The sequence below is a fragment of the Tolypothrix sp. FACHB-123 genome (genome assembly GCF_014697075.1).
Classification (GTDB): Bacteria; Cyanobacteriota; Cyanobacteriia; order Cyanobacteriales; family Nostocaceae; genus Aulosira.
The window spans coordinates 132,022-144,503 of record NZ_JACJRE010000014.1; the positions used below are offsets into that span (position 1 = coordinate 132,022).

At 43.5% G+C, this 12,482-nt stretch carries 7 protein-coding genes, 1 tRNA gene and 1 rRNA gene; 3 read left to right on the top strand and 6 right to left on the bottom strand.

Features of this window, described 5'->3' with window-relative positions:
* Positions 1-249: 249 nt before the first annotated feature.
* Both H6G41_RS12195 and H6G41_RS12200 read left to right on the top strand, forming a co-directional pair.
* Positions 250-2,361 carry a TIGR00300 family protein gene (locus tag H6G41_RS12195; protein ID WP_190746452.1) on the top strand — a complete coding sequence of 704 codons (2,112 nt, stop codon included), beginning with the start codon at positions 250-252 and terminating at the stop codon, positions 2,359-2,361.
* Between the two features lie 36 nt (positions 2,362-2,397).
* On the top strand, positions 2,398-2,910 hold the full coding sequence (locus tag H6G41_RS12200; RefSeq protein ID WP_190746453.1) for a DUF2085 domain-containing protein: 513 nt from the start codon (positions 2,398-2,400) through the stop codon (positions 2,908-2,910).
* Between the two features lie 65 nt (positions 2,911-2,975).
* On the opposite strand, the gene H6G41_RS12205 is transcribed toward H6G41_RS12200, so the two are convergent.
* The 6 genes from H6G41_RS12205 to glyQ form a co-directional block, all read right to left on the bottom strand.
* Complete coding sequence (locus H6G41_RS12205) at positions 2,976-5,210, bottom strand: choice-of-anchor I family protein (RefSeq protein ID WP_190746454.1); 2,235 nt, start codon at positions 5,208-5,210, stop codon at positions 2,976-2,978.
* Between the two features lie 566 nt (positions 5,211-5,776).
* A complete protein-coding gene (gene ilvD, locus H6G41_RS12210; protein WP_190746455.1) occupies positions 5,777-7,465 on the bottom strand; it encodes a dihydroxy-acid dehydratase in 1,689 nt (562 codons plus the stop codon).
* A gap of 343 nt (positions 7,466-7,808) precedes the next feature.
* A tRNA-Ser gene (locus tag H6G41_RS12215) sits at positions 7,809-7,893 on the bottom strand.
* A 133-nt stretch (positions 7,894-8,026) separates the two neighbouring features.
* Positions 8,027-10,387, bottom strand: coding sequence for a ComEC/Rec2 family competence protein (locus tag H6G41_RS12220; protein ID WP_190746456.1), 2,361 nt, complete (start codon positions 10,385-10,387; stop codon positions 8,027-8,029).
* 131 nt (positions 10,388-10,518) lie between these two features.
* Entirely contained in the window at positions 10,519-10,998 is a 480-nt protein-coding gene (locus tag H6G41_RS12225; protein WP_190746457.1) for a DUF4079 domain-containing protein, read from the bottom strand.
* Positions 10,999-11,112: 114 nt separating this feature from the next.
* A complete protein-coding gene (gene glyQ, locus H6G41_RS12230; RefSeq protein ID WP_190746458.1) occupies positions 11,113-11,991 on the bottom strand; it encodes a glycine--tRNA ligase subunit alpha in 879 nt (292 codons plus the stop codon).
* Between the two features lie 309 nt (positions 11,992-12,300).
* Between glyQ and H6G41_RS12235 the strand changes: the two genes are divergently transcribed.
* Positions 12,301-12,482: ribosomal RNA gene (locus H6G41_RS12235) — 16S ribosomal RNA — on the top strand; the annotation flags it as partial.

Here is a 12,482-nt window from a genome sequence, read left to right on the forward strand (position 1 = left end):
ATTAGCGCTACAATGTCACCACATTGAACTTTCAGTTTCCTACCATTACTCCTTTGGTGATTTGACACCTGAACTTTTATGTGCCTTTTCTGCACTGGATTTCGTTAGCTAAGAGAAAAAGTAACAGCAAACTTTTGTATCGGATTGAACTAGCAGAATACAGACATTTTGTAGCAAAGTTGACAAAATAGTACAGCAAGAGTCTGTATCTAAAAGAACTTGTAGCATCTCAACGCTTGTAAGATTTTTATGACTTCCCCGATTCGCTTTTTGATGTGCGCTCCTGACCACTACGATGTGGACTATGTAATTAATCCCTGGATGGAAGGGAATATCCACAAATCATCGCGCGATCGCGCTGTGGAACAGTGGGAAAAACTCTACCACGTAATCAAAGACCACGCCATTGTCGATTTAGTCCCACCGGAAAAAGGCTGGCCTGACATGGTATTTACCGCCAACGCTGGCTTAGTGTTAGGCGATAATGTTGTTCTGAGTCGTTTTTTACACAAAGAACGTCAGGGAGAAGAGCCTTATTTCCAAAAATGGTTTGAAGCCAATGGTTATACAGTTCATGTCCTCCCCAAAGATTTACCCTTTGAAGGTGCGGGAGACGCACTGCTAGATCGAGAAGGACGCTGGTTATGGGCGGGTTACGGCTTCCGTTCCGAATTGGATTCTCACCCCTTCTTGGCGAAGTGGTTGGATATTGAAGTACTATCCCTACGGCTAATTGATGAGCGTTTTTATCATTTAGATACTTGCTTTTGTCCGTTAGCTAACGGTTATTTACTTTATTACCCCGGTGCGTTTGATTCCTACTCCAACCGCTTAATTGAAATGCGGGTAGCAGCAGAAAAACGCATTGCGATAGAAGAAGCTGATGCGGTGAATTTCGCCTGTAATGCGGTGAATGTAGACAGCATCGTGATTATGAACAAGGCGAGTGATAGTTTAAAATCCCGCCTGGGAAATGTGGGTTTCCAAATTATTGAAACGCCGCTCACAGAATTCCTCAAAGCTGGTGGTGCGGCTAAATGTCTAACTCTGCGGGTAACCGAACCAGTCAGAGAAGAAGTTCATGCAAATGTGTCTGTCGAAAGCCGGATAATCCGCTTAGAAGGTCATTTGCTTGATTCTGGCTTAATTAACCGGGCTTTAGACTTGATTGTCGATACAGGTGGTAGTTTCCAAGTTCTGAATTTTAACTTGGGAGAACAGCGCCAAAGTACCTCAGCCGCTGAAGTCAAGGTATCAGCACCATCCCACGAGGTGATGGAAGAAATTATCTCGCAGTTAATCGATTTGGGTGCGGTAGACTTACCCCAAGATGAGCGAGATGCGAAGCTAGAGCCTGTAATTCAAGCTGGTGTCGCCCCAGATGATTTTTATGTGAGTACAATTTATCCCACAGAAGTACGAATTTATGGTCAGTGGGTGAAGGTGCAAAATCAGCGTATGGATGGCGCGATCGCAATTACTCGATCTGCTGACGGTTACGTTGCCAAGTGTAAAATCTTACGCGACTTAGAAGTAGGCGAACAGGTGATTGTCGATGTCCAAGGTATCCGCACCATCCGCAAAACCGAATCGCGGGAACAGCGCAACGCCCAAGAATTCAGCTTTATGTCTGCTGGGGTTTCCAGCGAGCGCCGGGTGGAATTAGTCGTAGAACAAGTAGCTTGGGAACTACGTAAAATTCGCGATGCTGGCGGTAAAGTAGTTGTCACAGCCGGGCCTGTGGTGATTCACACTGGTGGCGGCGAACATCTCTCACGGTTGATTCGGGAAGGATATGTTCAGGCGCTATTAGGCGGAAATGCGATCGCTGTTCATGACATCGAGCAAAATATGATGGGAACATCGCTCGGCGTTGATATGAAGCGGGGTGTGGCCGTGCGTGGGGGACATCGCCATCACCTGAAGGTAATTAATACCATTCGCCGTCATGGCAGTATTGCCAAAGCTGTGGAAGCTGGGGTAATTAAGAATGGGGTGATGTATGAATGCGTCCAAAATCATGTCCCCTTTGTCCTCGCCGGCTCGATTCGCGATGACGGGCCTTTACCCGACACCCAAATGGACTTACTCAAAGCACAGCAGGAATACGCCGAAAATCTAGCAGGTGCGGAGATGATTTTGATGCTGTCGAGTATGCTCCACTCCATTGGCGTGGGGAATATGACTCCGGCTGGGGTAAAAATGGTATGTGTGGATATTAATCCGGCTGTCGTCACCAAATTAAGCGATCGCGGTTCCATCGAATCGGTGGGTGTGGTGACAGATGTGGGCTTATTCCTCAGTCTGTTAACCCAGCAGCTTGATAAGTTGACAAGTCCTTATCAGGCAGTGGTACGTTAAGAAACGTAACACACAGCGCTAAAGGTAAGAAAGGGAATGATGAGAGTAGCTTTCAAACGAGAGTTGCAAATTAATTGGGTCAGTGCGATCGCTGATTTTCTGCTAGCGGGTATGGTAATAGGCCCGCTAGCCGCTCCCTTTCTTGCTGCCTCTGGATCGTGGCTATTGGGAGTAATTGCTAATATCATTTATTTTATGGGCTTTCATGTCTGTCCCCAACCAGATATGGGCTTAGATTTAGCGCCACCACATATCATGGCTGTATGTATGCGTTGTTACGGGACTGTCAGTGGTTTATTAATAACGCGGCTGTTATATGGGATAACTGGGGGGAAAGGTTTTTATTGGTTAAGTCAGTATGGCTGGAGTGGTGTAGCTTTAGCCAGCGTGTTAATGATGGCTTATCCCTTAGAATTAGCAGCCCAGGTTTTTGACTGGTGGAGTTTTAATAATTATATTGTTACGCCTTTTGGCTTGATTACAGGTTTAGCTTGGGGATTATTTACCATGCCAATTTTACATGGACAAATTTCATCCGAGCGAAATTGAACAAATTATTCAGTGGAGATATGAGCCAGAGAATTGATTGATTCTCTGGCTGTTTGAGGAAGAGGTTAAGCAATTACAGTAATATCGGCACTAGTCAGTGCTACCCTGTTTGATAACTGGGCTATTTGAATTTGGGCTGTACCACCAATTCCATCTGCATCAAAAAATAAATTTCCCTTATTGCGATCGTAGATAAAGCGATCGCTTTCAGTCATGGCTTTCGTACCTAATCTAAATACACTGGTGTCTAGGGTACCTAAATCTTGGCTCAAAGCAAATTCTGATTTGGAGATAACGATCGTATCTATTGTTGGTTTAAAATCGGTGATTCGATCATACTCACCTCTACCATTCTCCGTTAAGTAAAAGCGATCGCTACCTCTACCACCAGTCAAGGTATCCCTTCCTTTACCCCCTACTAGCCAATCATCGCCATCACCACCGAGTAAGGAATCTCTGCCGTCATTACCATACAGCTTATCGTTACCGTCTCCACCTGCCAAGCGATCGTTACCAGTACCGCCAAATAAACTGTCATTTCCCTGTCCGCCTAGCAAGGTATCATTATCTTCATCTCCGTAGAGAATATCATCACCATTTCCGCCGCTTAAACGATCCTTGTCTTTACCACCGGAGAGAATATCATTACCGTTACCACCGCTGAGGGAGTCTTTACCAGCTAAACCTTGAATAATATCGACACCGTTAGTTCCTCTCAGGCGATCGTTACGTGATGTCCCACTAATTTGATTTGGTGGCGTAACTTCAAATACCGCAACAGTTTTGCTGACTTCATTCGTCGTGACTAATAACGGCTTCCCTGTGGGGCTATCAGCAGCAGAGATAAAAGTTAACCCTTCCGGACTAACATCTTCTGGTGTATTAATATACTCAACAAAAGTTGGCTGATAAGGATTTGTCACATCAAAAACCATGACATTACCAATCCGTTCCAAGCCAATAAAAGCGTAAGTACGGTTATTAATTACACCTACGGCTACACCTTCTGGTTCCGGGCCTTTATTATCGCTGCGGCTGTCAAAGCCAGCAGCTAAACCCTCAGAATTAAATAAGGTTGGAACTAAGGTAGCTGTGATTTTTTCGAGTTGATCGCCACTATCAAAAACTTGTTTACCTTTTGCATCCCAAATTGAGAAGGAACGCGCCCCAAAAGCTTCGATGCGATCCAAGTCGCCATCGCCATCAGTATCGCCTGTAGCAGTTGTGACGTTTAATCGTCCCAAGTTGGCGGCTTGCTTCAGAGTTGCAGCATTGGGGAAAATGGTGGGATCGAGGACATATTTACCATCACCTACCCGACGTTCCTCGCTAAATCCTGCATAGTCACGGGCGTCACCTTCGTTGCTGGTGATGTAGTAAGTTTGTCCGTTAACTGTGAAACTAGCGATCGCATCCGGCTGATACAAGCCAAACACAGGCCAATTCTGAATATTTATCGCCCCATCGCGATCGCTTGCATCCAACCCATTACCCGGTAAACTATGATTTTTCGTCCCTAATGGCAAAATATCGGTAATAGTGGCGCTAGCAATATCCAAAACTGCGATCGCATTATTTTCTTGCAGAGTAATATGGGCAGTTTTTCCATCACCAGAAATCGCAATATATTCTGGTTCTACATCCTGTGCTACTGTAGCACCAGGCCCGATAATCCGTACCCCTGCGGCTTTTAGTTGGTCAATTTTGTCATTAAAACTAGTAAATGTGGCATTGGTAACCGTCGCATTCCCTACACCTCCTGAAAGGTCGATAATACTCACAGAACCTTCAGGATCGACAGAAGTAGCTTGTTCATAGCTGTTGGGTTCTCCCTCGTTGGCTACCAATACTTTCTTACCATCGGGTGTGAAGGTCAACATATCAGGTAAAGCACCAACCGCCACCGAGTTTAAAAATGTGCCATCGGCGGCGTTATAAAAACTTACCTGTCCTATTTGTTGGGCGTTGGGGATGGGGTTATTGCTGGTGTTTCGGATGGCGTAAGCGACAGCAAGAATGCCATTTTTTACTGCTACGCTATTAGGAATAGCTTCTGTTTCTGCATCTAAGGTAAATCCTGGGGATAAAGAACTAATGAGGTTAAGTGTACCTGTATTGCTGAGGCTGTAAGTTTCAACCGTATTAGCCGCAACTACATACAAGCGATCACTTTGGGGATCGAAAGCAGAAATTTCCGCACCATTGACACTGGTGACGCCGCCTAATTTTTGTAAAACGTTAAAGTTCTTGGTAGCAGTATTAGCACTTACTAATGCGATATTGCCGGAATTAAGTGTCATAATTACAAATCTCCTGATGAATTGAATTAATGAATAGGGTGTATTTTTCTAGACTTTGCAAAAATGCTGCAACATAGCACATTCAAAAACCTGTTAAAATCTGCCTGTTCTCAACGAGATTTGTAAAATTATCAATGAGTCTGTATAAAATAACGGCCTATCTAAAAATAGGTCGTAACAAATTAATTTTTTTATTTTCAATTCACAAATAGCGACTATTTAGTAGTTTTACCTAAATATTCATAATCGCCGTAAATTTGCTTATTTAAGGTTAAGAAAAGGTTATAAATGTCAAAATTCACGGAATATTTATAAATAACTATTTTAATTAAAATTACTGTAATTTTTTTAGTTTTAATTTTGACCCTAGCCGCATCAAATAATCAAGTTTTCTGCTGGATGAAGCCTTAAATATTAATTAAAGTTCTCTTACCCTAATGCAGATATTTTTACGATTGATCGAGTGAAATTGTCTGACCACAATTTAAAAAGAGAGCAGAATTTTTCCACCTCCTTGTCTCAATTGGGTGGGAAGATTCTGCTGGCAATTTAAACCTAATTACGAATTAATTAAACAAATCTAAATCAGTAACCGCACCCAAACTGCTAGAAGCTACTAATTTGGCATATTTAGCCAGTACTCCTTTGGTATAACGGGGTGCAGGCGGTTGCCAATTTGCACGACGAAGAGCTAATTCTTCATCGGATATGTTCAACTGTAATAAACGCGCCGGGGCATCAATTGTGATGCTATCACCTTCTTGGACAAGAGCGATCGCACCCCCAACAGCAGCTTCCGGTGCAACGTGACCTACTACCATACCGTAAGTACCACCGGAGAAACGCCCATCGGTAATTAATCCCACAGAATCGCCTAAACCAGCACCAATAATTGCTGAGGTGGGAGCTAACATTTCCCGCATCCCCGGGCCGCCTTTAGGGCCTTCATAACGGATGACAATTACATCACCGGCTTTAATTTTACCTGCCAAAATTGCATCTAAACAGGATTCTTCCGATTCAAATACTCTGGCTGGGCCGGTAATTGTCGGCTTCTTCACCCCAGTAATTTTAGCTACAGCCCCTTCTGTGGCAAGATTGCCTTTAAGAATTGCTAGGTGTCCTTGGGCATACATGGGGTTATTCCAAGGACGAATCACATCTTGGTTTGCAGGTGGTTCATCTGGTATATCTGCTAAAACTTCGGCAATTGTTTGACCACTGATAGTAATGCAATCTGGATGTAATAAGTCATGCACCAGTAGCATTTTCATCACTTGAGGTATACCGCCAGCTTTATGTAAGTCTGTAGCAACATACTTACCACTAGGTTTTAAATCGCACAATACTGGAACTTTACCCCGAATAACTTCAAAGTCATCCAAAGTTAGTTCTACACCAGCAGCGCGCGCGATCGCCAGAAAATGTAAGACTGCATTTGTTGAACCACCCACAGCCATAATCACAGATATGGCATTTTCGATAGATTTGCGGGTGATAATCTGGCGGGGTAAAAGCTGTTTGCGAATTGCTTCCACTAAGACTATTGCAGATTTTTCCGTGCTATCAGCCTTTTCCGCATCTTCTGCTGCCATTGTCGAAGAATAAGGTAAACTCATGCCCATCGCTTCAAAAGCCGAAGACATGGTGTTAGCCGTATACATCCCACCACAGGAACCAGCACCAGGACAAGCACGACGTTCGACTTCTAACAGTTCATTCTCGTCAATTTTACCAGCGCTATATTGACCTACAGCTTCAAAAGAACTGACAACAGTTAAATCGCGTCCATTATAATTTCCGGGTTTAATCGTACCCCCGTAAACAAAAATAGCCGGAATATTCATCCGCGCGATCGCTAGCATCGCTCCTGGCATATTTTTATCACATCCGCCAATTGCCAATACGCCATCCATACTTTGTCCGGTACAGGCGGTTTCTATTGAATCTGCAATTACTTCTCGCGACACCAGGGAATATTTCATCCCTTCCGTTCCCATCGAAATCCCATCACTAATAGTAATGGTGCCAAATACCTGTGGCATTGCACCAGCTGTTTTTACAGCCACCTCAGCCCTTTGCGCCAGTTGATTAATCCCCATATTACAAGGGGTGATTGTACTGTAACCATTGGCAATACCAACAATGGCTTTATTAAAATCCTCATCTTGAAACCCAACTGCACGCAGCATAGCGCGGTTAGGCGATCGCTGCACCCCTTGCGTCACAACCTGGCTTCTCAAATTCTCAGACATCTTTTTTCCTTCTATGTCTCTAATCGCAACTGTTGCGATTCTGTTCTCTGATTGTCTCATGTAGGGGAATTTTTGCATTGCGCGATCGCTGTGCCAAGACATCAGAAGTTCTATCGCATATTTAGGGAACTCCAAAAAATAAATTATTCCGTTAAACGTTGACTGTTGACAGTTGACGGTTCACAGTCAACTGTCAACAATAGCAATGGAATATTTTTTTACTTGGAAGTCCCTTAAACAAAGGTCGGCTTTTTTCGTGTAATCTCTTGTTTTGTAGTTGGCTTATGCAGATTCTGAATTAACTCTTACCTATTCAACGGTGTAAAACTCAAAATTTTTAAAACGGAGAGGGGGGGATTCGAACCCCCGTTGAGTTGCCCCAAAACGCATTTCGAGTGCGTCACCATCAACCACTCGGACACCTCTCCAGCTATTAACTCACAGATTAGAGCATCTTTTTCTATCAAAAACCTGTGAATTATCGGAAATGCAAATGCATATCCTAAACAATTTTAACATCATAATCAACAAAGCGATCGCCTTACACCAAACTCAATACCTTTACAACACAGAAGATTTACTTTCTGTAGCTTGGATAAAGGCTTCAAAATTAGTATTCGGCGTCCACTGAATAGCGCCATCCCGACCTGTAAAGAAAAGCTTTGTCTGACTTTGGCTAAGTTCCGACAACACTTTAGGCTCCAGTTCCGCAGAAGAGGCGATCGCAACTTGTGGTTGTAACGCTAAAACCAAATCCTTCAACGACTCTGGCACACACCACAGCACCTGAGGACGCGCCAAACCTCCCGATTGGACTAGCTGCTGTATTTCCTTCAACTTCATGTTACCTACGAGTAACCAATTTTGCCCTTGAATTTGTAATTGTAAAATTGGGAACTGGTCATTGAGTAACTGTGCTACTACGGGGCCAGCAGTAATTGCTTGACCAACTGTCAAAGGTTGAAAAATACCTTGACGCTTTTGCATTTCCTGTTGAATTATTTGCGTCTCAGGGACATTTTCTGGTTTGGGAGGGTAAGTAAAAAAGCTTTTGATTGGTAATCGTTGCATTAGATCCAGCCAACCACTACTTTCACGATCCTGGAACTCAGTTGCGATCGCCCAATCAACTTTATTGATCCCTTGCTGTTGTAAAAACGGTAAAATTGTATAACGTCCAGTACCTTCATCGCCACTATTAATTAAGGTAACTGTTCCTCGGTCTTGAACTACCAAAACTGGTTCTGTACCTGCTGCAAGTACAGTAATCCTAAATAAATTGTTAGCAGAATGCCACACTGGAATCAGCACCAGACCTAAAGCAATACAACTTGCAAACCACCAACGCTGCCGCCACCAACGTACCCACAAAACCAATAAAATAATTGTATAAAGAGCCAGCATCTGCCAAGGAGAAATACTCCCAACAGCTAGAGAATTTCCCGGTAACTTGCTAAAAAATCCCACTAAGTTGATCAGCCAATCACTGGGGTAGTGCAAAAACCCAGCTACAAAACTCCCCCCTGCTGGCCAAGCTAATGCTGCTAGGGCACTAATAATTCCGCCTATACTCAAAACAGAAATAAAGGGAGTGCTAATAATATTGAGTAATAAACTATAAGATGGCACAACACCAAAAACAAACAGTTGCAAAGGTAAAGTCCAAATAGTTGCAGCTAGAGGAACAGCAATCAAAGAAGCGATCGCCGGTGGTAACCAACCCAAGCGTTGCACTATTGGCGGTACTGTCACAATTAATCCCAGCGTCGCTAAAAAACTCAGTTGAAACCCTAAGTCCCAGATCCATAAAGGATTAAATAACAATAATAAAGTCGCCGCCAGTACCAGAGAGCCGAATTGTTTCACCTTCCTTTTTAAAGCCAATCCCACCAACGCCGCAAAACCCATAATTACTGCTCTTAAAACCGCAGGCTGAAAACCCGTTAAACTCAAGAAAATAATCAACCCCAAACAACCAATAATTAGTTGAGTTGCTTTGTTTGCGCGTCTTGTAAGTTGTAAGATTACACCCAAAATCAAAGAAGTTTGAAATCCCGAAGCGGCTAAAGCATGAGCTAATCCTGCCTGGACAAAGAGATCGCGGATATCATAAGGTAAATCAACAGCTTTGCTACCTAACACCATCGCACTGACAAGGGGCCCTTCCGGGATTCCTAAACCCCGAACTTGCGATCGCACAATTCGTTCCCTAATTTGCCACCATCCCCATTTCCGCTGCTCCTCATCTAAAATATTAATTTGTCTCCCCGTCAAACCCGCAAATGCGCCCTCTTGCTTGAGAAACTTTTGAAAATCAAAAGCACCAGGATTTGCTGCTGCTTTTGGTTTATATAAAACTCCCGTGATTGCAATTTGTTGACCAGGGTATAAACCAGTCGCCCGCAGTATCGGCACTGTCACATATAATTTACCCGTGACTCCCTTACTTACCCCTACCGGGCCATCATCCTTCTTTACTTCATCAAGCTGAGTCGCTTCTAACCAAAATTGTCCTCGCTGACTGCGAGTTAAGCGTGGTGCACTTGTAACTACACCACGCACAATCACCAGTTGTTCTTGATTATTATTATTTCCAGGCGGCACAAACTTACTAATATCTTTTGCTCCCGGTACTGGTACTCGCCATTGAAAATAGAAAGTAGCCAGCAAACCCACCAAACCAGCAGCTAACAAGATTCTCGGATCGAGAATATTTTGTCCAATCCCAGATATAAGCTTGGTTTTCATCTCCCCATGCTCGGATTTTTGCCGAACTTTCCGTAAGTTGAGATCACGTCTTCTCAACACAACCGCACCCAAAATTGCCAGAAGCAAAATCCAAACACCACCCCAAGGTATAGCTGTAAATAGCAGCCCTAGAATATAGCCAACACAGATAATTACACCGCCAGCCTGAACCATAAGAATTTATATACAAATATTTTCTGAACTATAAAATGAAACCCGCAGATGCGGGCTTTGTTTTTAGAACCAGTAACTTCCAGATTCAGAAAGCACTGGCTTAGTTTATAGAACTTTTTGCCATAACTCTATCAAAAAGATGTGCCCAAATTAAAGCCTAAGAATGCATGGAGAAACAGAATAGAAATTGCTGCACTACCTAAATAAGCATGAATTGTGCGTAATACCGCTTTATTTCCAGCAAATCCACTAAAAGAAATTACAGCATTAATCAGTAGGAGTAATAGCACAATAGAACCTGTCAAAAAATGGGGACTTTTGAAAATTGGCTGATGCTGCATCACCAAAGACAGCACCCCACCTGTATAACCCGCCGTCAGAAAGAAAAATAGCCAAGGTGCTAATTTACGATGATCGCTGCGACTTTTAATCGCGAGATCTTTATCTTCAGCAACTCTTCCCCGCCAACCAGCCATTGCAACAAAACTACCCATCACAAACACAACGATCGCCATCATAAATGGATGTCCCCAATGCACAATGGGATAGGGTAATCCCAACGAACGAAACCAAGCAGCAATTGGTTCTAACAACTCACTCCAATTCACCATTTCTCACACAATATTCAGTATTTGCTCTATAAAATAATACCTAACCTCCCTGTTTGCGGGAGGTTTTCAGGATTGGCATCAAGTCTTATTTATCCCCAGTCTGAGCCGCTAATATTAATTGACACCGTTATTCAGCAACGGAAAACCCAGCTTTTCCCTTTGCTCAACATACAAAGTAGCCACCTTCCTTGCCAAATGGCGAATTCTCGCAATGTAGCGAGTCCGCTCAGTCACCGAAATGACACCACGCGCATCTAACAAATTAAAAGTATGGGAACATTTAATTACATAATCCAAACCAGGTAAAACCAATCCTTGCTCGGTCAACTGTGTTGCTTCCTGCTCATATAAATTAAACAGCGTCAACAGCATCTCTGGATTCGACGCTTCAAAATTATAAGTACACTGTTCAATTTCCGCTTGGAGAAACACATCTCCATAAGTAATATTGTCCGTCCACTGGATCTTAGTAATCGCTTCCACCTGCTGGAGGTACATTACCAATCGCTCCAGTCCATAGGTAATCTCAATCGACACAGGACGGCAATCAATTCCTCCACACTGTTGGAAGTATGTAAACTGAGTAATTTCCATCCCATCTAACCATACTTCCCAGCCAGTACCCCAAGCGCCGACAGTCGCATCTTCCCAGTTATCTTCAACAAACCGAATATCATGATCTTCTGGACGAATACCTAACGCCCGCAAAGAATCGAGATATATCTCTTGGATATTATCTGGCGAAGGTTTAATCAGAACTTGATACTGATAATAGTATTGAAAGCGATTCGGGTTCTCACCATAGCGTCCATCAGTAGGACGACGGCAAGGTTCTACATAAGCAACAGCCCAAGGTTCCGGCCCCAACGCCCTTAAAAACGTATGGGGATTCTTGGTACCTGCTCCCTTCTCAATGTCATAGGGTTGGGCAATCAAGCAACCGCGTTCACCCCAGAATTCATGCAATGAAGCTATTACCGACTGAAAATTCACGCTCCACCTTTCCTTCGTCAGCACAGTGCATCAACCATTGTGACTTAAACCCAGCACTGTGAGGAGCTATGGGACTTCAAAATCAAGTCAAAAAATTTTTCTCAAAAAAATAGTTGACAAACGAAAGTAGGCTCGATATATTGGATAAGTGCCTGAGAGCGGAGCGAAAAAAGCAACGCTGAAAGGACGCCGAACCTTGAAAATATTATAGTTTGAAAGCCAGTATATAACATATACCTGCGTCAAGTAAAGAAAATAACCAGACTGAGGTTAAAGTCAGTCAAAGAGAGCTAAACAAACGTTCTATACAAAATGGAGAGTTTGATCCTGGCTCAGGATGAACGCTGGCGGTATGCTTAACACATGCAAGTCGAACGGACTCTTCGGAGTTAGTGGCGGACGGGTGAGTAACGCGTGAGAATCTGTCTTCAGGTCGGGGACAACCACTGGAAACGGTGGCTAATACCGGATGTGCCGAAAGGTGAAAGGCT